The sequence below is a fragment of the Desulfovibrio cuneatus DSM 11391 genome (genome assembly GCF_000430005.1).
Taxonomy (GTDB): Bacteria; Desulfobacterota; Desulfovibrionia; order Desulfovibrionales; family Desulfovibrionaceae; genus Frigididesulfovibrio; species Frigididesulfovibrio cuneatus.
Genome location: NZ_AUCY01000018.1, coordinates 73,911 through 94,215, shown reverse-complemented (window position 1 = coordinate 94,215; position 20,305 = coordinate 73,911). Strand labels below are relative to the sequence as shown.

General features: G+C 53.2%; 18 protein-coding genes. 9 read left to right on the top strand and 9 right to left on the bottom strand.

Features of this window, described 5'->3' with window-relative positions; all coding sequences use genetic code 11:
* Positions 1 to 244: IS200/IS605 family transposase (gene tnpA, locus G497_RS0105630; protein ID WP_027187427.1), on the top strand; the 244-nt coding region annotated here is incomplete at its 5' end.
* 204 nt (positions 245 to 448) lie between these two features.
* Here tnpA and G497_RS0105625 read toward each other — a convergent pair.
* Complete coding sequence (locus G497_RS0105625) at positions 449 to 1,297, bottom strand: zinc metalloprotease HtpX (RefSeq protein WP_027187426.1); 849 nt, start codon at positions 1,295 to 1,297, stop codon at positions 449 to 451.
* Between the two features lie 512 nt (positions 1,298 to 1,809).
* Here G497_RS0105625 and crcB point away from each other — a divergent pair.
* On the top strand, positions 1,810 to 2,250 hold the full coding sequence (crcB, locus tag G497_RS0105615; RefSeq protein ID WP_245576352.1) for a fluoride efflux transporter CrcB: 441 nt from the start codon (positions 1,810 to 1,812) through the stop codon (positions 2,248 to 2,250).
* Between the two features lie 46 nt (positions 2,251 to 2,296).
* On the opposite strand, the gene G497_RS16905 is transcribed toward crcB, so the two are convergent.
* Positions 2,297 to 2,446, bottom strand: coding sequence for a bacterioferritin-associated ferredoxin (locus G497_RS16905; protein WP_034636807.1), 150 nt, complete (start codon positions 2,444 to 2,446; stop codon positions 2,297 to 2,299).
* Between the two features lie 147 nt (positions 2,447 to 2,593).
* Here G497_RS16905 and G497_RS0105605 point away from each other — a divergent pair, with 147 nt between their 5' ends.
* Positions 2,594 to 3,154 carry a hypothetical protein gene (locus tag G497_RS0105605; RefSeq protein WP_027187424.1) on the top strand — a complete coding sequence of 187 codons (561 nt, stop codon included), beginning with the start codon at positions 2,594 to 2,596 and terminating at the stop codon, positions 3,152 to 3,154.
* A gap of 2 nt (positions 3,155 to 3,156) precedes the next feature.
* On the top strand, positions 3,157 to 3,510 hold the full coding sequence (locus G497_RS0105600; RefSeq protein WP_027187423.1) for a L,D-transpeptidase family protein: 354 nt from the start codon (positions 3,157 to 3,159) through the stop codon (positions 3,508 to 3,510).
* Positions 3,511 to 3,859: 349 nt separating this feature from the next.
* On the opposite strand, the gene nifJ is transcribed toward G497_RS0105600, so the two are convergent.
* Positions 3,860 to 7,396, bottom strand: coding sequence for a pyruvate:ferredoxin (flavodoxin) oxidoreductase (gene nifJ / locus G497_RS0105595; RefSeq protein ID WP_027187422.1), 3,537 nt, complete (start codon positions 7,394 to 7,396; stop codon positions 3,860 to 3,862).
* Positions 7,397 to 7,971: 575 nt separating this feature from the next.
* On the opposite strand from nifJ, the gene G497_RS0105585 reads away from it, so the two are divergent.
* The 3 genes from G497_RS0105585 (at position 7,972) to G497_RS0105575 (ending at position 12,328) form a co-directional block, all read left to right on the top strand.
* A complete protein-coding gene (locus G497_RS0105585) occupies positions 7,972 to 9,633 on the top strand; it encodes a glycosyltransferase family 4 protein (protein WP_051257869.1) in 1,662 nt (553 codons plus the stop codon).
* Positions 9,634 to 9,730: 97 nt separating this feature from the next.
* Complete coding sequence (locus G497_RS16900; protein WP_051257868.1) at positions 9,731 to 10,900, top strand: cyclic di-GMP phosphodiesterase; 1,170 nt, start codon at positions 9,731 to 9,733, stop codon at positions 10,898 to 10,900.
* A 252-nt stretch (positions 10,901 to 11,152) separates the two neighbouring features.
* Positions 11,153 to 12,328: a cyclic di-GMP phosphodiesterase gene (locus tag G497_RS0105575; protein WP_084516021.1), complete on the top strand. Its 1,176-nt coding sequence runs from the start codon at positions 11,153 to 11,155 to the stop codon at positions 12,326 to 12,328.
* A 158-nt stretch (positions 12,329 to 12,486) separates the two neighbouring features.
* Here the strand turns inward: G497_RS0105575 and G497_RS20725 are convergent, their stop codons facing one another.
* A complete protein-coding gene (locus G497_RS20725; protein ID WP_342663656.1) occupies positions 12,487 to 12,633 on the bottom strand; it encodes a helix-turn-helix domain-containing protein in 147 nt (48 codons plus the stop codon).
* A gap of 57 nt (positions 12,634 to 12,690) precedes the next feature.
* Between G497_RS20725 and G497_RS0105565 the strand changes: the two genes are divergently transcribed.
* A complete protein-coding gene (locus G497_RS0105565) occupies positions 12,691 to 14,205 on the top strand; it encodes a sulfatase family protein (protein WP_027187419.1) in 1,515 nt (504 codons plus the stop codon).
* Between the two features lie 393 nt (positions 14,206 to 14,598).
* Positions 14,599 to 15,159, top strand: coding sequence for a GNAT family acetyltransferase (locus G497_RS0105560; protein WP_027187418.1), 561 nt, complete (start codon positions 14,599 to 14,601; stop codon positions 15,157 to 15,159).
* A 194-nt stretch (positions 15,160 to 15,353) separates the two neighbouring features.
* On the opposite strand, the gene proC is transcribed toward G497_RS0105560, so the two are convergent.
* The 5 genes from proC to G497_RS0105530 form a co-directional block, all read right to left on the bottom strand.
* Positions 15,354 to 16,202, bottom strand: coding sequence for a pyrroline-5-carboxylate reductase (gene proC / locus G497_RS0105555; protein ID WP_051257867.1), 849 nt, complete (start codon positions 16,200 to 16,202; stop codon positions 15,354 to 15,356).
* A 9-nt stretch (positions 16,203 to 16,211) separates the two neighbouring features.
* Positions 16,212 to 16,634, bottom strand: a complete 423-nt coding sequence (gene ndk, locus G497_RS0105550; protein ID WP_027187416.1) for a nucleoside-diphosphate kinase — start codon at positions 16,632 to 16,634, stop codon at positions 16,212 to 16,214.
* Positions 16,635 to 16,925: 291 nt separating this feature from the next.
* On the bottom strand, positions 16,926 to 17,468 hold the full coding sequence (gene pyrR / locus G497_RS0105545; RefSeq protein WP_027187415.1) for a bifunctional pyr operon transcriptional regulator/uracil phosphoribosyltransferase PyrR: 543 nt from the start codon (positions 17,466 to 17,468) through the stop codon (positions 16,926 to 16,928).
* A 235-nt stretch (positions 17,469 to 17,703) separates the two neighbouring features.
* Positions 17,704 to 18,888 carry a pyridoxal phosphate-dependent aminotransferase gene (locus G497_RS0105540; protein WP_027187414.1) on the bottom strand — a complete coding sequence of 395 codons (1,185 nt, stop codon included), beginning with the start codon at positions 18,886 to 18,888 and terminating at the stop codon, positions 17,704 to 17,706.
* A 534-nt stretch (positions 18,889 to 19,422) separates the two neighbouring features.
* Complete coding sequence (locus G497_RS0105530) at positions 19,423 to 20,304, bottom strand: DUF2156 domain-containing protein (RefSeq protein ID WP_027187413.1); 882 nt, start codon at positions 20,302 to 20,304, stop codon at positions 19,423 to 19,425.
* Position 20,305 lies beyond the last annotated feature (1 nt).

Below are 20,305 nucleotides of genomic sequence, written 5' to 3'. Positions count from 1 at the left end.
GCACATTCTTATCTCAATTCCACCAAAGATGGCAGTTTCTTCTGCTGTTGGCTTTATCAAAGGGAAAAGTGCCATTTATATCGCTCGCAATTTTTTGGGAAAGCGTCGCAATTTTGTGGGCGAAAGTTTTTGGGCACGAGGATTCTATGTTTCAACTGTTGGGCTCGATGAAGCTTCTGTGCGTGAGTACATCAAGCATCAGGAAAAAGAAGACCAGCGAATAGACCAGTTGCAATTGTTTTGAGGCAGCCGCCTTTAGGCGGTTCAAGCGTTTCTAACCGCTTTGAGCGGTTCACAGCATTTCAAGCCCCCGGCTTTGCCGGGGGTACATGACTCTTAAATCCCATCTAAAATAAGCTGAGACCGTCTCATGTATTTTGAGACGGTCTCAACTATTTTGAGAATTCAACAAAAGCAAGCAACGCCGCCAAACGGAAAAAGCACAGTTCTAGCGCATTTCACGCAAACGGCGTATCCGCTCTTCCACTGGCGGGTGCGTACTAAAAAGTCCGCCAAGGCCACCAGCAAAGGGGTTTACAATAAACATATGGGCCGTTGCCTGGCCGCCTTCATGAATGGGGTCTTGCTCCACCCGGTTGCTGAGTTTTGCCAGGGCAGAAGCCAGTGCTTCCGGCGTACCGCTAAGGGACGCGCCCGTTGCGTCTGCCATGTATTCCCGCGAGCGGGAAATGGCAAACTGAATAAGGGAAGCGGCAACAGGTGCGAGAAAGGCCAAAAGCAGGCCCCCCACAAGCCCCCCGCCGGAGTTGCCTTCTTCATTACTGCGTCCACCGCCAAAAATAGCCGACCATTGCAGCATATTGGCCGCGTACATGACCACTGTAGCCAGCACACCAGCCACGCTTTGCACCAGAATATCGCGGTTGGCGATGTGGGCAATTTCGTGGGCCAGCACGCCGCGCAGTTCATCGGGGTTCAGCAGGCGCATAAGGCCTTCTGTAACCGCCACCGCAGCATGTTCCGGGTTACGGCCCGTGGCAAAGGCGTTGGGGGAGGAATCTGGCACCATATACAGCCGGGGCATAGGAATGCCAGCCTTGTGGCTAAGGTCTTCCACCATGCGGTGCAGCATGGGGGCATCAGCCGGGCTAAGTTCCTTGGCCTTGTAGGTAGCAAGTACAATTTTGTCAGAAAACCAGTAACTGCCCACGTTCATGACCAGGGCAATGACCAGGGCAATAGCAAGGCCAGTGGAGCCCCCCATAGCCTTGCCAATAAGCAGCATGAGCCCGGAAAGCAGGGCCAGCAGCATAAACGTTTTGATTTGGCTAGACATATACGTATTCTCCTTCATTTTCAAAATATTACATACGCGGCGCATGTCCCTTCATGCTGGCTTACACAACAAGCACAGTAGCACAGCAGAGCGTGCCACAAGGAAACTAACACCACATAGAGTGGCGCATTACAGTATACTATAAGACGCCAAGAACGAAAGGCAAGAAGGGGAAACACCAAAGGCGCTGCTTTCAGAAGGAAAACAGCGTGGCAGGGAAGGGAATGGAGATATAATTGGCGGAAATATTAGCTTGTTTTTTTAATGTAACGCAGTGCAGCCATAGTTGAGCCAAGGCCAAGAAAGAAAAAAAGGAAGTCCATGCCATTCTCCTTGCCAGTGAGTTACAATACACGAAAATACGAACCGTTGTTCAATATATAGAATACAGGAAAATGCCACCATGGGCAACCGGCTATTATTTTCTCGATTTTTTACGCATCCTTTGGCATGCTTTGCTGGCACCGCATAAAACACACAGGGGAATTTTGTTAGCCGCAACACGGGTAACCATGGCACATTCCCCCCTTGTTGCCACACCACCAACAGCACACAGGCCCACCATGCTGCACTCCATTTTGTTCATCAGCGCTGGCGCTTCTGCCGGGGCGGTTAGCCGCTGGCTGCTGGGCCGCGCCCTGAACGCCCTGTACCCTGCCATTCCCCTGGGCACCCTGGCGGCAAACCTTATAGGGGGCTATGGCATGGGGCTGGCCATGGGTATTTTTGCCCTGCTGCCAGGGCTTGCACCGGAATGGCGCCTGTTTGTTATGACAGGCTTTCTGGGCGCGCTTACCACCTATTCCACCTTTTCTGCTGAAGTGGTCACCCTGTTGCAGGAAGGGCGCTTTGGCATGGCTTGCCTTGCCGCGGCCCTGCACCTGGGGGGCACCCTTGGCATGACCATTCTGGGCCTAGGCACCGTGGCGCTTATACGTTATTTGGGGGAATAAGAGTGCTTGCTGCGCTGTTCACAACCCGGTGAACATCTGCAAGGCATCATTTCCCGGCTGGGTTCTTTACTGCGCACTGGCAGCCCCCTGCCTGCTTCGCTGCCGCAATGCGTTCTAAAATGGTAGATTTTCCGTTGCCTTGCACATCTTGAATGATATCTTCTTTTGTGATGCCAAAACAATAGCATATAAGCATGTGTGCCCTCCTGGCGGTGATCTTTCCCACACATCTCTTTATAGCGTAAAGCATCTGCCACAGCAAGAAGAGCAATTGCGCACTGTATTGACTTTTATACGCATCACACGCAATATAGACTTTGTGAAACACAAAAACGGAGCGCCTATGAAGTCATTGTTATTATTCTTGTGCATTGTGTGCACAGCTTCGTTGACCATCATTTCCCCTGGACATGCCCGGCCTCCTCTCCCCAACGAATTGCCCCCTACGCCCATCACCAAGGCATTTCTGCGCCTGTATGAAGATAAAGAAATGGAAGTGCGCCTTGGGGCTATGCTGGTAAGCGGGCACGCGGGTTTTGACCAAGATAAACCCCTGGTGCAGGCCCTTAAGCAAGGCAGAAAACAGCCAGAATCTCTTACAGAGACCACGTTCAGAAACTACGCCATTGCTCTTTTGCAAGGCAACAACAATGACGCCGACAACCTGCGCTTTGTGCAAGAGTTTCCTGAAAAACCAGATGAATTGATGGAACTATTCGCTTTTGAAAAACGGTTCAAAGCCCCCCCCTCGAGCTACTTACTGGAATTACTCCTTACCTATGGCTGTTATGGGGGGGATGACCAAATCAGCATAAAGGCCAAGAAAAAAGTTCAGGTGCTGCAACAACGCATCGGCGATTGGGGCTACTATGGCGAACAATTGGATACATGTAAGGAGAAATAGCCATGTGGACGTACAGCATTAGCCTAAAAACACTCACAGCCAGTGACGGAAATGCTCAATGGAGATGTAAAAGTGGTGGCATTGATAATTATGAACCCTTGCCTGTTATGACGTACACCATTGGCAAAATACGCACCAACTTCACCGACCAACGATACGAAGGACGTACTGGAAAACCTTGGTTTTGCGAGCTCATTCCTCAGGGATCTACCAAGCGTACCGGCATCGGCATTCACCCCGATGGGGGGCCTCCAGGAACATTAGGATGTATTGGTCTTGACCCAAATTCTGACACTGAAAAAGCAAGAAATATGCTCAAAAACTCAATCGGAGAAACGCTTAGCGTCACTGCATAACGCACGTTTGCTGTCGAAATCAACTTTAAGCCCCCTATGCAAAAAGCGCCCCTGGCATCAACCAAGGGCGCTTTCTTATTTCAATCACATAGCAGGCAGTTTCCCGCTGCTATGCCTTTTGGGAAACGCTCAGTTATTTCATTTGGCAAGGCACGAACTTTTTTTGAAGCAGGAGTGGACTCTTCTGTCCTCGACTGTTTCCTTTATCCGCTTGGGCTTCGTGGAGATGTGCGGGTAGCAAAGCCACCCGCACTCTTCGCCCTCACTTCACGGCTCGCGATGCTCGCGACTGCCGTCGGCCTTAGGGGTGTAACGCAGCCAAAGGGAATAAATCAGTGTTTCCGCAGTACTACTCAGGCTTGGCAAGAGGCAAGTCTGCCAATTGCTTGAACATAGCATAGCGTTCTTTGTACTCTTCTTCAATCAGCTTACGCAGGCGGGCAGATTCAGAGGGGTTAATCTTTTCCAGCGCCGCATAGCGGGTTTCGCCGGAAAGGAACTCTTGCAGTGTTCCGTCAGGTGCTTTGGATTCCAGCACAAACGGGTTTTTGCCTTCTTCGGTAAGGGCAGGGTTGAAGCGGTACAGGGGCCAGTAGCCGCTTTCCACAGCCTGTTTGGCTTCTTCCATGCTCTTGCCCATGCCACGGCGCAGGCCCTGGTTAATGCAAGGAGCGTAAGCAATAACAAGGGAAGGCCCTTTGTGCTCTTCAGCTTCTTTCAGCGCTTTAATAAGCTGGTTCTTGTTGGCTCCCATGGATACGGAAGCAACGTACACGTAGCCGTAGGTCATTGCCATGCGGCCAAGGTCTTTCTTGGCAACTTTTTTGCCCTGGGTAGCAAACTTGGCAATGGAACCAATGGGGGTTGCCTTGGAAGCCTGACCACCAGTGTTGGAGTACACTTCTGTGTCCATCACCAGTATGTTGATGTCTTCGCCGGAAGCCAGCACGTGGTCCAGGCCGCCGTAACCAATGTCGTAAGCCCAACCGTCGCCGCCAATAATCCATACAGACTTCTTGGTGAACAGGTCGCCCATGGTGGCCATTTCATACAACGCTTCGTTGGCAGATGCGCTTTCGTCGTCGATAAGGGCAAGAATTTCTTCCCCAAACTTCTTGGAAAGGTCGGCATTTTCCTTATTATCTACCCAGCCTTGCACGGCAGTTTTCAGGTCGGCAGGCAGTTCGCCAGCCAATGCTTCAGTGGCAAGGTCCACAAGCTTGTCGCGGCGCTGGCTTACTGCCATGTTAATGCCGTAGCCGAATTCGGCGGCATCTTCAAACAGGGAGTTACCCCAGGCAGGGCCGAAGCCTTCGCGGTTTGTGGTGTAAGGAATGGTAGGTGCGGAAGCGCCCCAAATGGAAGAACAACCCGTTGCGTTGGCAATAATCATGCGTTCGCCAAACATTTGGGTAATAAGCTTCACATAAGGTGTTTCGCCGCAGCCTGCGCATGCGCCAGAGAATTCAAGCAGGGGCTCCTGGAACTGGGAACCCTTCAAGCTGTCGCGGCTCATGAGTTCGGTTTTTGGAGCAATGTGTGCTTCAGCAAAGGCAAGGTTGGGCACCTGGTCTTTCATTTCTTCTGCAATGGGGTGCATTACCAGGGCTTTTTCCTTGGCAGGGCAGGTTTCCGCGCAGGAACCGCAACCCTGGCAGTCCTGTGAGTACACCTGAATGCGGTATTGCAGGCCAGTCAGTTCTTTGCCTTTTGCTTCAATGGTCACAAAAGACTTGGGTGCGCCTTCCAGCTCTTCCGCTGCGGCAAGCACAGGGCGAATAGCAGCGTGGGGGCATACATAGGAACACTGGTTGCACTGAATGCAGTTTTTCGGCAACCAGCGGGGCACGTTAATGGCAATGCCGCGCTTTTCAAAGGCAGAGGTGCCAAGGGGCACAACGCCGTTGGGGCTGAAGGAAGAAACTGGCAGGTCGTCGCCTTTCTGGGCAAGAATAGGACGCACGTATTCGCTGATGTAGGCGGGTTCGTGCTCGTCGCAGCAGCAATCGTCTGCCGCAGCGTCTGCCCAGGAAGCGGGGTATTTGATTTCTTTCAGGCCAGCAATGGTGTTATCAACTGCGGCAACGTTCATGGCCACAATTTTTTCACCCTTGCTGCCGTAAGCTTTCTGGATGGATGTTTTCAGCAGGGCAACGGCCTGTTCAAAGGGCAGTACGTTGGCAAGCTTGAAGAAGGCGGTTTGCATGATCATGTTGATGCGCCCGCCAAGACCCACTTCTGAAGCCATTTTCACAGCGTCCACGTTGTAGAACTTCACGCCTTTGCGGGCAATGGTGCGGCGCATTTCTGCGGGCAGTTCTTTTTCCATGTCGGCCAGTGTCCAGGCAGAGTTCAGTACGAACACGCCGCCTTCTTTGATGCCGTCAAGCACATCATACTGGGTAACATAAGCAGACTTGTGGCAGGCTACGTAGTCGGCCTGGTTCACAAGGTAGGTGGAAGTGATGGGGGCGGGGCCAAAACGCAGGTGGGAAACGGTAAAGCCGCCAGACTTTTTGGAGTCGTAGGCAAAGTACCCTTGTGCGTAAAGGTCGGTGTTGTCGCCAATAATTTTAATGGCCTGCTTGTTGGCACCCACGGTACCGTCTGCACCAAGGCCGTAGAACTTGCACTGCACGGTGCCTGCGGGCACGGTGTCAATGTCGTCTTCCAAAGTCAGGGAAGTGAAGCTGATGTCGTCTTCAATGCCCACGGTGAAGTGGTTTTTGGGGGAAGTGGCACGCATGTTGTCGTACACAGCTTTTGCCATGGCAGGGGTGAATTCCTTGGAACCCAGCCCGAAACGGCCGCCCACAATAGTGGGCATGCGGCCCTGTTCCATGAACGCAGTGCATACGTCAAGGTACATGGGTTCAGCAATGGCACCTGGCTCTTTGCTACGGTCAAGAACGGTAATGGTGTCTGCTGTGGCAGGAATAGCCTGCATGAGGTGTTCCACAGAGAAAGGACGGAACAAACGTACCTTAACAAGGCCCACACGTTCGCCCTGGGCGCACAGGTAGTTTACTGTTTCTTCCAGGGTTTCGCAGGCAGAACCCATGGCAATAACCACGCGGTTTGCATCCGGGTCGCCCACGTAGTCAAACAGCTTGTATGGGCGGCCAGTCAGCTTGCTGACTTTTTTCATTTCCTGCAGAACAATCTGGGGCAGATTTTCGTAATAACGGTTAGCTGCTTCGCGGTTCTGGAAGTAAATGTCCGGGTTTTGGGCGGTGCCACGGGTGTGGGGGTTTTCAGGCAGCATTGCGCCTTCGCGGAACTCGTTAATCTTTTCCCAGTTTACCATTTCGGCAATGTCATCATAATTGATAACTTCAATCTTGGACACTTCGTGTGATGTGCGGAACCCATCAAAGAAGTGGCAGAAAGGCACGCTGCTTTCAATGGCAGCAAGGTGGCTTACCAGGGCCATGTCCATGGCTTCCTGCACTGAAGAGGAGCACAGGAACGCAAAGCCGGTTTGGCGGGCAGCCATAATGTCTTGGTGGTCGCCAAAAATGGAAAGGGCGTGGGCTGCCAGTGCGCGTGCAGAAACGTGGAACACGCCGGGCAGCAATTCACCTGCAATTTTGTACATGTTAGGAATCATGAGCAGGAGGCCCTGAGAAGCGGTAAAGGTGGAGGTAAGTGCTCCACCAGCAAGGGAGCCGTGCACTGCACCTGCTGCCCCGGCTTCAGACTGCAACTGCCGCACCTGCACTGTCTGCCCAAAAATGTTCTTTATACCTTTGGCGGCCATTTCCTCTGCCTCTTCCGCCATGTTGGAGGAAGGGGTAATTGGGTAAATAGCAGCTGTATCGCTCAGCGCATAGGCAATATAAGCCGCGGCGCTGTTGCCGTCCATGGTCTTCATTTTTTTAGCCATTGTATCAACTCCTTAGTATGACAACACTCATTGCCCCTGGCAGACACTTCATGCGATTCGCTACATTCATTGTCCACCAAAACGCGTTACCTCGTTGAAGGCGTGAGGGATACTAGCACAATCCCATTTGTTTTGCACCTGGAAAATGCACTAAAAAACAACCCACCCTCCTGCGTCTTCATGGCGTTGTAACTGCCACCGAACCCTTTTAAATTATTTACAAAATAAGATGCTTATTCCTGCAGTCAAGGAAAATGACCTGCCAAATTTTACAGAAAAATCCATTTGCTTGTGAAATAAAAGACCACTCTTCCTGTAAACATAAGCACCCCATAGCATTTACGCAAAAATAGTCCCTTTCTTCCCTACAGTATTCCGGCCCAAGGATTTCCCCAAAGGGGAAGGAACAAGCCCGCCAAAAATTGCTGCAACTGCTTTTCATGCCCCCAAAGCAACGGGTTGCCCAATGCCTGCACACACTCCCTGCTTGACATTACACCGCCAAGTTTTTACCGTTCATCATGAACAACAGACGTTGGGGCACGCTCGACCCTTTCATCGAGCCTGGGGGCGTTTTGGGACGCAAAGTTGCCAACAAAGGTTTCCTGGAAGCCCTGCTGGCACAAGACCCTTTTGATGAATACCATTTCTTCCTTACAGACACAGCCGCCCTTGCCCACCAGCAAGACTACTGCCGCAGTGCCTTTCCCCAATCGTTCCAGCGGGGAGCCTTCCATTTTTTCCCGCAAAACAGGCTGCACCAGCAACTGGAAGTAACCCCGTATACCGTTTTCCATCTTTCCGACCCCATTACCACCTTCACCCGGCTGGCACGCCTGCGCAACGCCTATGCCCCGTTCCTGTTTCCCATAACAGGCACTACCCACTCCTTAAGCTACGAACGCTTCATGCCCGCTTTTTTGGGCCATTTGTGGGGCGGTGCCACTGCGCGCGATGCTATTGTGGGCACTTCTCATGCGGCCACTGCCATGCTGGAACACACCTTTGCCCTGCTGCGCCAAAACTACCCCTGCCCGGCAACCGCCCATGCCCCGCACCTGGAACGCATCCCCCTGGGGGCAAACCCTTTGTTCAGCTCACCCGCTGGGCACAACCCGCGCCAGTATTTTTCCGGGCACGGGGCAGCCATGCGTGCCCGCCTGGGCCTTGGCACGGAAACCATATTCCTGTGCCTTGCCCGGCTCACAGTGGATTCCAAAATGGACCTTGCCCCCCTGCTTTGTGCCTTGCAACGGGCCGCTGGCCTGGGCCTTTGCCAGGAAGAAACGGTGCTGGTGGTGGCAGGCTGGGCAGAAGAAAATGCCCCCCTGCCCCAGGCCCTGGCGGCCATGGCCCAGCGTATGGGAATACGGTTTATTCCTTTTTTACGCCCCACAGACGAAGAATGCCTCGCCCTGTATGCTGCGGCAGACGTATTTGTTTCCCCTTCCGACAACATTCAGGAAACCTTTGGGCTTACCCTTGCCGAAGCAGGCAGCATGGGCTTGCCGGTTATTGCTTCCAACTTTAATGGTTACCGGGACATTATTATACACGGGGAAAGCGGCCTGCTGGTGCCCACCATTGGCCCGGAAAGCTGTGAGGAAACAAACCTGCTTGCCGGAACCTGGTTTGACAACCAGTACCACCTGCGCCTTGCCCAACAAACCTGCGTAAGCGTGCCTGACCTGGCCAAAGCCCTGGCCCAGCTTGGCACAAACCCGGCCTTGCGCCAAGCCATGGGGCAGGGCGGGGCCACGCGGGCACGCGCCCATTTTTCCTGGCCCGCCATTGCCTCGGCCTATGTTGCCCTGTGGCAACGCCTTGCCAGCACCCCATTGCCCCCGCAGGAAGAAGCCAGAATACGCAGCCTGCGCCACCCCCTTGCCCCGGACTTTGCCCACAGCTTCCGTGCCCACTTCAGCCACACCCTGGGGCCGGAAAGTACCTTGCTGGTGCGCCGTACCCCCACGGGTGATGCTGTATATCAGGGAAGAATGCCTCCTTTGCTTTACGCAGGTATGGATCTTATGATAGATGAAGAACCCCTGCACCGCATGCTGCTGGCTGCCCGCAAGCCGGTTATGGTAAAAACGCTTATGGAACTCCTGCGCCAGCACTGGCCCACGGTGCAACAGGGCATTGCCCAGGAACGTGCAGCTATGGTGGTGCTTTGGGCATTAAAGCACGACTACCTGGAAGAAGTGGATGCCCCGCAGAAGAGAACTGCCCCCTGAAACAGCACGGTAATGACCCGCCACACCACAGCGCACACCCAGTAAGAATTGCAGAGCGTTTCACCCTTACCCAGGAACTTCAGCCACAGCAACAGCCATGATACGAAAACTCGCAATCAATGAACTTCAGGTGGGCATGCGCATTATTGGGCGTGGTCTTGGCTGGCAAATAGAGGAACACACCTTTGGCGAAGACCTGGATATTACCTCGGCAGAACAGATAGCCAACATTGCCGGGCAAGGCTTTACCGAAGCGTTTGTTTACCTGCCAGACCCACCGGACACCCCTGCCCAAAGCAATGGGGAACAGCCAGCCCCCCCTGGCTTTCATCCTTCGGCCCCCCTGGCGGAAGAACTGCCAAAAGCCCGCGCCCTGCACAACCAGTGTACAAAGTATGCCCAAAAATTCATGACAGACATGGGCAACGGCAAGTTCAGTTACGATGAAGCGGAACCCTTTGTGGAAAACCTGCTGCACAGCACCCAGCGCAACCCTGGGGCTCTCCTTTCCCTTGCCCAATTGCACCAGTCAGACAGCTACACTTACCGCCACTGCATCAATGTTTCCATTCTTTCCATTGCTGTGGCCCAATACCTTGGCAAACCCAGTAATGAAATTTTTATTGCCGGGTACGCTGGTCTGTTTCACGACCTTGGCAAGGCCCTTATTCCCCAGCACGTGCTCAACGCCCAGCGCAAACTGAACCCGGCAGAATTCAAAGTGATTCAAAAGCACCCCACCATGGGGTATAATGCCCTGTTGCAGGTGCCCAAAGTGCAGGACGATGTGCTCAGCGCCACCCTTGAACATCATGAAAAATTCGATGGCTCCGGCTACCCCGCCGGGCTGTGTGGTACATCCATCAGCCGCATTGGCAGCATTGTGGGCATGGCAGATGTGTATGACGCCCTTACCAGCAAACGCCCTTATAAAGATGCCATTTCCCCCAGCAAAGCCCTGGGCATAATGTTCCAAATGCAGGACAAAGCCTGGCCCAAGGGCCTGCTTACCGAATTTATCCAAATGCTTGGGGTGTACCCCGTGGGCAGCGTGGTGGAACTGGCAAACGGCGCACTGGCTATTGTGACAGACACCTCGGAAAGCGCCGTCAAGCCCAAGGTTGTTATTGTGCGCACCCCGGAGGGCACCCCCACCCATGAACAGTGCAACCTGACCTCGTATGCAGACCTGACCATAACCGCAGCCTTTACCCCGGAGGAAAAGGAAGTGGATGTGCTGGGCGTAATGGAAGCCTGCACCCAATAGCTCTCTTCCTCAGAACAACGCAGTGTTACTCCATGCACAGCGCTGTTCAGTCTCATCCGCCCAGCCTGTGAACGCAGCACTTCGTTATACGAATACTTCTTGTGCTACATCTTCCAGGACAACAAAATACGACTCTTTTTTTCCAGGCCTTGCTACAACACAAAAGTCTGGTTATAAGGTATGTAGGGCATTTTTGTTTCCTTTTCCACATTGTCCCTCCACCTTCCCACTTTTCGGGTGGTATCTTTTCATATGATACAAAAGATGAGCATAGAGGAACTTGCTGTTGGCATGCGCATTATCGGGCGTGGTCTTGGCTGGCAAATTCAACCCAACACCTTTGGGGAAGACCTGGACATTACCTCCCAGGAGCAAATTCACAACATCCGTGAGCTTGGCTACACAGAAGCCTTTGTGTACTTGCCAGACCCACCGGAGCAGTGCGCCCCAGCCCAGCCCACGCAGCCTTTTCCGCCCCCAGGCTACCAGGGCCCCACTGTTGCCCTGGCAGAAGAACTGCCCAAGGCGCAAGCCCTGCACGCCAAATGCACGGTGTATGCCCAAAAGTTTATGTCTGATTCGGCCAAGGGTCGCTTCAATTATGATGAGGCAGAACCTTTCGTAGAAGGATTACTTGCCAGCACCCAGCGCAACCCAGGGGCACTGCTTTCCCTTTCTCGCCTGCACCAGACAGACGCATACACATACAAACATTGCGTTAACGTGGCCATTCTTTCCATTTCCCTGGCCCGCTCCCTGCACCACGACACCATGAAGGTGTTTACCACCGGGTACGCCGGGCTCTTTCACGACCTGGGCAAAGCGCTTGTGCCAAAGCAGATACTTAACGCCCCGCGCAAGTTAAGTACCACAGAATTCAAGGTAATGCAGGAACACCCCACCCTGGGTTACCGGGAACTGATGCGTGTGCCGCAAGTGCAGGAAGACGTGCTGCGCGGCACCCTGGAACACCACGAAAAGTTTGATGGCACAGGCTACCCCGGCAATCTGGCAGGGGCGGCCATTAGCCACATTGGCACTGTGGTGGGCATGGCCGACGTATACGACGCCCTTACCAGCCAGCGCCCCTACAAAAGCTCCATTCCCCAGAACACGGCGCTGGGCATTATGTTTCAAATGCGCAACAAAGCCTGGGCAGAAAGTATGCTGGCGGAATTTATTCAAATGCTGGGGGTGTACCCGGTAGGCAGCGTGGTGGAACTGGAAGACGGCACCCTGGCGGTGGTTACAGACGTTTCCGAAAACTCCACAGCGCCCAAAGTGATGGTGGTGCAGAGCCAGCTAGGAAAAACCATACGAGAAATGCGCGATTTGACCCGGCAGGGGGAAGCACGCATTGTCACGGCCTATACGGCGGAAGAAAAAAATGTGGACGTACTGAGCGTGCTGGCAAGTGTAACGGAGTAGCAAAGGCCGAGGCCCAAAACGGACCTCGGCCACTCTTTGGTCATGCCCCGCCTTAAAAAATGAGCACAACCCAGCCAAACGGAATAGAGCAGCGCATATCTAGCACACGCCTTCATCAATTTCGGCATAGCAATGCAGCCGCTGCGCGTCCAACAGAATTAGTTCGTGCCGGGAATACGATTCCAGAATACCTCACGCAGGCGGGCAAACGCCTTGTGCAGGGAACCACGGTAAATGCCCAGCAAGGAAGCAAGGTCTTGCTGGCTTATGTGGGGCACAATAATGCCCCCTTCCCGGTGGTGCAAATACAGTAAATGAGTGGTTCCTCAAAGGTACAAAGCCCTAACCCACAGGAGTTTGCCATGTCGCAAAAAAAGTATGTGAAAAATGCTGTCTTCATCATGCTGGACACGCTCCCCTTCAACTATCTTGGCTGCTACGGCAGTAAGGTAGTGAAAACCCCCAACCTAGACCGCCTGGCCCGCAGAAGCACCCTGTTTGAAAACGCATACAGCGAAGGCCTGCCCACTGTGCCTGTGCGCCGCTGCCTTATGACCGGGCGCTTCACCCTGCCTTACGGCGGCTGGAAGCCCCTGGAACACGACGACACCACCCTGGCAGACATTTTGTGGGGACGCAAATGGCAAACTGCCCTTGTGTATGACACACCCCCCATGCGCCTGCCCAAATTTGGCTATTCCCGCGGGTTCGACTATGTGCAGTTTATGCCTGGGCATGAACTTGACCACACCTCCTTTTCCGACGTGCCTTTGGACCCTGCCTTCAAGGCAGAAGACTACACCTCTCCCACCATGGTGTTCAATGAACAAGGCGAAATGATTGACCAAGACAGCCAAGCCCTGATTACAGAGCTTGACCTGTTCCTGCGCCAGTTCCAGAACCGCCGCACCGACGCAGACAGCTATGTGGCCAAGGTTACAACTTCTGCCCGCCGCTGGATTACCGACGTGCGCGACAAAACCCGCCCGTTTATGCTGTGGGTTGATTCCTTTGACCCGCATGAGCCCTGGGACCCACCATCAGTGTGGGCTAACGAACCCTGCCCCTACGACCCGGACTACAAGGGCAACCCCCTGGTGCTTACCCCCTGGACCCCCCTTGAAGGCCGCGTAACAGAGCGCGAAGCAGAACATGTGCGCGCCCTGTGCATGGAAAAAATTACCGTTGCCGACAAATGGGTCGGTAACCTGCTGGATACACTGGAAGCGGAAGGCCTGATGGATGAAACCCTCATCATTGTTACTTCCGACCACGGCCAGCCCATGGGCAACGGGGAACATGGCCATGGCATTATGCGCAAGTGCCGCCCCTGGCCTTATGAAGAACTGGTACACGTGCCGCTTATTGTGCACATGCCCGGCACAAAGCCCAACCAGCGTATTACAGGGTTTGTGCAAAACGCAGACATCATGCCCACCATTCTGGACGCCCTTGGCATTCTGGACAGCACAGAGCGTCCTGACTCCGGCCACGGCTTCCCTGTGTACGACTGGTCCGACATTCATGGGGAAAGTCTGCTCCCCCTCATCAATGGCGAAAAAGAGACCATTCGTGACCACGCCATTGCCGGGTATTTTGGTAAGTCCTGGTCGTTGATTACAGAAGACTACACCTTCGTACACTGGCTTATCAATGACTTTAAGGATAGCCCCATCCTTAAGGGCGACATGAATGACAGCGAAGAAATGTGGAGCTGCACCGCCGGGGCAAAAGTGATTGTGCCGGAAAACGACCAGTTGTTCGACAGAAAGAAGGACCCCTTTCAGCTCAACAACATTATTACCCAAAAACCTGAAGTGGCAGAAGAACTGTTGCAGCGCTTGAAGCTTCGCATTGGCGAACTGCGTACTTCCTAAGGCTATTTTGCATGCTATTGGGGAGGCTCTGCCTCCCCAAGCCCCTCCGCCAAGGGCAGGCTGCCCTTGGAACCCCACATAAACGTTCTCTGCTTCGCAAGGCGAAACAGAAAACGCAAATGGGGGTCAAGGGGCGTCACGCCCCTTGCAGGGGGTTGGGGGACAGGGTCCCCCAATAGAAAGCTAGAAATACCAACAACCCCCCCGGCATACTACTATGCCGGGGGGGGTGTTTATACAGCAAGCCCTTTAGGAGGTACTAAGCAAATGACATTCAATTCCGTTCAGGCTATAACCACACAGGAAAGTTGGGGTAAGCCTTGCTACACCGCGCAAGAGCCCGTTTTTTATGCACAATGATTGTTACTTCACCTTATCGCAGCGAGGGACACAATGGAAATTAAAATAGCAGGAATGAATGATCTCGAAGGAATACTCGCATTACATAAAAGGTATCACGTAACCTCAATTAGCCCTGAGGACAAGCCTGACGGTTTTGTGACAACAAACTTTACCCAGGAACAGCTTCAAGCGCTTATAGAACAGGAACGTGGCATAACCATTGCGAAGGATGGGGATACCGTTATTGCCTACGCCATGGCAGCCTCATGGCAATTTTGGTCTGCATGGCCATTATTTATTCATATGATACAAAAACTTCCTGAACATTCTTTTAATGGGCAGGCACTTAGCGTAGAAAACTCGTACCAATACGGCCCAATTTGTGTTGACAAATTATACCGTAGCACTGGTGTGTTTGATGCAATTTTTTATGCGTCACTTGCAAGCATGGTGCATCGCTACCCGATTATGATTACCTTTATCAACAAAATCAATCCTCGGTCGTATGCAGCTCATACCAAAAAAGTAACAATGGATACCGTGTGCACTTTTCAGTTCAACAACAATGACTACTATATGCTGGCGTGCCCCACAAACCAAAAGCCTGCGTAATTCGTACCTATATAAGTGGTGTTGCTGGTTGTGCCGCATTAACGAAAAAGCACCTCGCAATACTCAGGGTATTTTTTGACTATACCCGCCAACGACAGCTCGAGCCTCTTGTTTTGTATTACAAAGGAACGCCATGAAATAGAGGTTATATTTCATGGCGTTTTTATAATGTCCTGCTTTGCTTGCAAGCAACCTTAATTCTGTTCAAACTCCTTGCCCTTTTCAAACGCTGCAAGCACCCCTTGAATAAGTTGCCCGCGCACGCCAGCAGTATCAAAGCTGGTGGTAGCAGCAATGGTGGTGCCACCGGGGGAAGTGACTTCTTCCCGCAGAATACTGATGTGCTGTCCCGTTTGCTTGGCAAGCAGGGCACTGCCTTCCATAAGGGAAAGCACAATACCGCGGGCCGCAGCGCGTGAAAGGCCCATGTTTACCCCGGCATCCACCAGGCCTTCTGCCATGTAATACATATAAGCAGGGCCACACCCGGCCAGGGCACCATAGGCATTCATCTTGTTTTCAGGCAGTTCCACCACTTCACCAAGGTAGGCAAACAGGTAACGCACAATTTTTTTCTGCTTATCCTGCAAATCCGGGTCGTCCAGGCACAAGCCAAAATGCCCATGCCCAGCAGCCACCAGGGTGTTGGGCATTAGCCGCACCACGGCGCAGGCGCGTTCCACGCCTCTGTCCAGGGCAGCTATAGTAACCCCCACGGCAAGGGAAATAGCCACATGTTCCATCGTCACATAGGCTTTAATGGTTTGCAGTACCCCAAACATTTGAGCAGGCTTTACGGCCAGAATCATATACTGGCTTTTTTCCGCCACTTCCTGCATGGAAAAGCAGGGCGCAGCCCCCAGTTCTTGCAGGGCCGCCATTTTTTCCGGGTTTCTATCATACACAAGTAACGGGAAATGTTTGGAAAGAGTAGCGTTGTTTAAAATACCACGGGCAAGGGCAGACCCCATGTTCCCGCACCCAATAAGCCCCAATGGCAGGGCTGCATTGGCTGTATTTGTCACTTCAGTAGTAGTTGTCATGTTGCCTCCCTAACGGCTTACAATATCGCACGTACTAAAAAGATAGGCGATTTCACCAGCAGCAGATTCCGGAGAATCTGATCCATGCACAGAATTGTGCTCAAGGCTTTGGGCAAAACGCTTACGCAAGGTTCCTTCCGCCGCATCTGCCGGGTTGGTGGCCCCCATAAGGGTACGGTAGCGGGCCACGGCGTTTTCCCCTTCCAACACACAAGCTACCAACGGGCCGGAACACATATAGGTTGCCAGGCTGTCAAAAAAAGGGCGTTCACGGTGAACCGCATAAAACCCTTCGGCCTGCGCCTTGGTAAAGTGAATCATACGCAGGGCGCACACGTGCAGGCCTTCTGCTTCAATAGCTTGCAGCACAGCCCCCACAAGATTGCGGTTTACGGCATCTGGTTTAATTAAACACAACGTGCGCTGGCGCATGGGAAGCTCCTTTGAATAAACGGGGGGGGTAAAAGACCAGGAAGCAGGGTAGGCAAAAAGCAGGCTTTGCGCCTTGTCCTTTTAGGGAACCTCTAAAAACTGGAGGTTCCCGTGTGGCGCAGGACGCGCCGCCATTTTCAATGCTTGCAAGGTATTGAAAATGAAAGACGAAGCCGAATTCATTTCGGCAAGTCTTCTCTAAAAATTGCCAGGACGACAATTTTTAGAGGTACCCTTTAGTAAGGGAAGGCGCCAAACCCACTACATAATAAACCCGTATTAATGTAAATATTATTCCGGGGCTGCGGCCAGGAACACTTCGTCGTGCCCGTCATTCTCTTGCATACGCACATGCACCCTGTCGCTGCGCAGGGTGGGCACGGTAAGCCCCACATAATCCGCATGAATGGGTAGTTCCCTGTGGCCTCTGTCCACCAGCACCAAAAGCTCCACCCGGCTGGGCCGGCCAAAGTCTGCCAAGGCTTCAAGAGCAGCGCGAATGGTACGGCCCGTGTACAGCACGTCGTCCACCAGCACCAGCACCGCGCCATCCACAGAAAAAGAAATATCTGTTTGCAACACTTCCGGCTGCTTTACAGAGGTTCTCCAGTCATCACGGTACAAGGCAATATCCAAAGTACCATGGGGCAAGCTGCGGCCAAGCACGGTTTTCAGGCGCTTGCCAAGGCGGGCGGCAATAGCAACACCCCGGCGCTGAATGCCCACCAGGGCCAACTTTTCGCAGTTGCCATGGCGTTCAATAATGGCAGCCGCAAGGCGGTTCAGCGCTTCATCCATTTCCTGGGCTGTCATAAGGCAACGGTCTTTTCCCATGGCGTCCTCCAGCGTTATCAAGTAACGCATTTTTGCAAAACAGGCAATGCACTATTCTTTATGTAAGGTGCTTCTTTTGTCTTGAGTACTTACTACGGAAAGCAGGCTTTTTACTGCTTCCCTACGGTTCTTCCCTAACGCCGACGGCATGAAGCGATCAAAAGGGGCTTCGGCATCTTCCCCACCGAGGGAGCGGAATGAGGAAACGCTGCCAAACGGAAAGAGACAGTGCTTCCTAGCTTTTCAATGCGCGCTTGAAGCCCGGTGCTGCCCGTAAAATAACTTCTTTGTCCACACAAAATGCCAGGCGGAAGTGCCCCGGCCCGCCAAAGCCGGAACCCGGAACAGCCAGTACCAGCTCTTTTGCCAGGCGCTTGACAAAGGCCACGTCGTCGCCCCCTGGCGCCTTGGGGAAAAAGTAAAACGCCCCGCGCGGCATTTGGAATTCATACCCTGCGTCTTGCAACACCTCAGCCATGGCTTTGCGCCGTGCATCATACACACTGGCGTCCACCTGGGAACCGAGAGCTGCCAGCATCAGGTGCTGGCCAATGGCAGGGGGGTTTACAAAGCCAAGGGTACGGTTGAGCTGCACAAGCCCTGCCATGAGGGTGGCACTTTCTTCCATAAGGGCAGAAAGCACAATGTAGCCCACACGTTCCCCCGGCATAGACAAATTCTTGGAAAACGAACTCACCAGCACGGCAAAGCGGTACATGGGCAGCAGGCTGGGCACTTCCACCCCATCAAAGGCCAAAAAGCGGTAGGGTTCGTCTGCAATAAGGTACACAGGGCGGCCATGCTTTTGTGAAGCCGCGTCCAGAATGGCGACCAGCCCTTGCAGTTCTTCCCGCGTATACACGGCACCCGTGGGGTTGTTGGGCGAATTGATAATAACCGCCCTGGTACGCGGGGTGATGGCTGCTTCAACGGCGGGCAGGTTCAGGGCAAAGGTTTCCGGCATGGTGGGCACAGGGCGTAATACCCCGCCATGGTTGGCAACGTAAGGGCCATACTCCGCAAAGTAGGGGGCCATTACCAGCACCTCATCCCCAGGGTTCAGCACGGCATGAAAAAAGACGTTGAGCGCCCCGGCAGCCCCGCAGGAAAGCATGACATTTTCTGTGGCAATGGGGGTGCCTTGCTCTATACTCAGGTGCTTTGCCAGCGCTTCACGCGCGAAGGGATAGCCGCCATTGGGCATATACCCCAAAGCAAAAGGCTTGCCCAAGGTTTCCGCAAAAGCCCGCAAGCCCTGCGTCACTGCCGCTGGCGGTGCCAGGTCTGGGTTGCCAAGGCTAAAATCGCACACAGCCTCTTCGCCATGCTGCTTTTTTAGCATAATACCCTGCTCAAACATCTGGCGAATCATGGAACCACCAGCAATACTCTTTTCAGTGGCATCAGAAAGCATTTTCATACGGTCTCCCACACGGAATAATCAGTTTATTAGTATTTGTTGCATGACATGCCACACCGCGGCATGTGCCGTGCAGGCGACATGAAATTAATGGAGCACAACATGCTTTTTCACCATAGAAGGAGAACGCCCATATGGCAACAGGTGAACAATGGCATGGCCAAAAAAATGAGGGAAAAAACGTTTTACGGTTGTTTCCTCCTCTTTAAATAAAGACCATTGCAAAACTATGTGTTGCGTGCTTTTTGGAGCGTCTTCCCTGCGGGAAGTCGCTGTAAGACTATTGCATAATAGTCTTACATAATTCTTCGCGTCACCCCCAGCTACGTGCGCTTTGCTGCGCCCGCCCTTGCAAAAAACTGCGCGCCTTGCCAAACGAAAAAACTTCGTGTTTCCACCCACGCGGAGCGGCAAACAAAACAAGAAAAGAGGAATGGTCTGGCGCTTGCGCCGCACCATCTCTTGTTTTCCCCCTTCCCTGCAAAAAAAGAGGCGGCCCCCAGGCCGCCTCTTTCTCGTTTCTTTTATAGCTACTTATTTCACCGTCACCGTATACTTCTTCACAAAATCCACCGGATTATAACTCAACTTCGCCTGCCGCAGGCCCTCTTCATCCAGGTCTTGTTCCCTGTTTATCAGGGTAAACCCCTTCCCCTGGTCCTGGGCAAACAAATAGTTAATGGCTTGGTACACGCCTTTCACGTTTGGCGCACCCTTTTCAAAATGAATCACCATGGTATCTGGCCCGCACGGCTCTGCCAGCGTATACGCCACAGGCGTGCCATCCACCCGAATAATGCCCCCGCACAGGCCGGGAATGCTTTGCCAGTGGGTAAGCACGCGGGCCACGGCGTCGTTTTCCGCCAGCAGGGTTTCAGACCCCTCGCAGTCGCGCCAGCGGCACCATTCATTCTGCATGTTCAGCACCGTTTCCACGCAGTGTTCACTCAGTGAATTATAGGTGTATTCATACATTTTTTGAAACTGCTTGAGCAGGTTCTTTTTTTTATGGAAACGGTTGCCGGAAAGGGTAGCAAGCTCTTCTGCCGAGTACAAATAATCCCATTGCCCGCGGGCTTCTTCAAGCTGTACCCGTTCCCCCAGCTTTTCCTGCCAGAGCAGGGCAAGGCGTTCCGGCACCCGAATAAAGGTATTGCCAGTGGCAATTTCCGCAAAATCATTCCAGTTTTCCACAGCCGACCAGTCCCCAATGGGTGCCCAGTGTTTGGTTTCCCCTTTGGCTGTTTGCTGCATCCAGCACAGGGGGCCTTCAAAGCGCCATTGCAGGCCATAATGCGGGGCCCAGCCCCACAGGTTGGCAAAGGTATAGTCGGAAGCACGGGTGCCGCAACTATGCCACAGAGTACGGTACTGCTCTATGCTGGCAAGGGAAATGGGGGAATATTCTTGGGTCATG

Bases quoted from the DNA above. Each gene is read 5' to 3' on its own strand.
- proC (WP_051257867.1), bottom strand. From the start codon at position 16,202: ATGACAACTACTACTGAAGTGACAAATACAGCCAATGCAGCCCTGCCA.
- pyrR (WP_027187415.1), bottom strand. From the start codon at position 17,468: ATGGGAAAAGACCGTTGCCTTATGACAGCCCAGGAAATGGATGAAGCG.
- G497_RS0105565 (WP_027187419.1), top strand. From the start codon at position 12,691: ATGTCGCAAAAAAAGTATGTGAAAAATGCTGTCTTCATCATGCTGGAC.
- G497_RS0105600 (WP_027187423.1), top strand. From the start codon at position 3,157: ATGTGGACGTACAGCATTAGCCTAAAAACACTCACAGCCAGTGACGGA.
- G497_RS0105575 (WP_084516021.1), top strand. From the start codon at position 11,153: ATGATACAAAAGATGAGCATAGAGGAACTTGCTGTTGGCATGCGCATT.
- nifJ (WP_027187422.1), bottom strand. From the start codon at position 7,396: ATGGCTAAAAAAATGAAGACCATGGACGGCAACAGCGCCGCGGCTTAT.
- ndk (WP_027187416.1), bottom strand. From the start codon at position 16,634: ATGCGCCAGCGCACGTTGTGTTTAATTAAACCAGATGCCGTAAACCGC.
- G497_RS16900 (WP_051257868.1), top strand. From the start codon at position 9,731: ATGATACGAAAACTCGCAATCAATGAACTTCAGGTGGGCATGCGCATT.
- G497_RS0105540 (WP_027187414.1), bottom strand. From the start codon at position 18,888: ATGAAAATGCTTTCTGATGCCACTGAAAAGAGTATTGCTGGTGGTTCC.
- G497_RS0105530 (WP_027187413.1), bottom strand. From the start codon at position 20,304: ATGACCCAAGAATATTCCCCCATTTCCCTTGCCAGCATAGAGCAGTAC.
- G497_RS0105605 (WP_027187424.1), top strand. From the start codon at position 2,594: ATGAAGTCATTGTTATTATTCTTGTGCATTGTGTGCACAGCTTCGTTG.
- G497_RS16905 (WP_034636807.1), bottom strand. From the start codon at position 2,446: ATGCTTATATGCTATTGTTTTGGCATCACAAAAGAAGATATCATTCAA.
- G497_RS0105625 (WP_027187426.1), bottom strand. From the start codon at position 1,297: ATGTCTAGCCAAATCAAAACGTTTATGCTGCTGGCCCTGCTTTCCGGG.
- G497_RS0105560 (WP_027187418.1), top strand. From the start codon at position 14,599: ATGGAAATTAAAATAGCAGGAATGAATGATCTCGAAGGAATACTCGCA.
- crcB (WP_245576352.1), top strand. From the start codon at position 1,810: ATGGCACATTCCCCCCTTGTTGCCACACCACCAACAGCACACAGGCCC.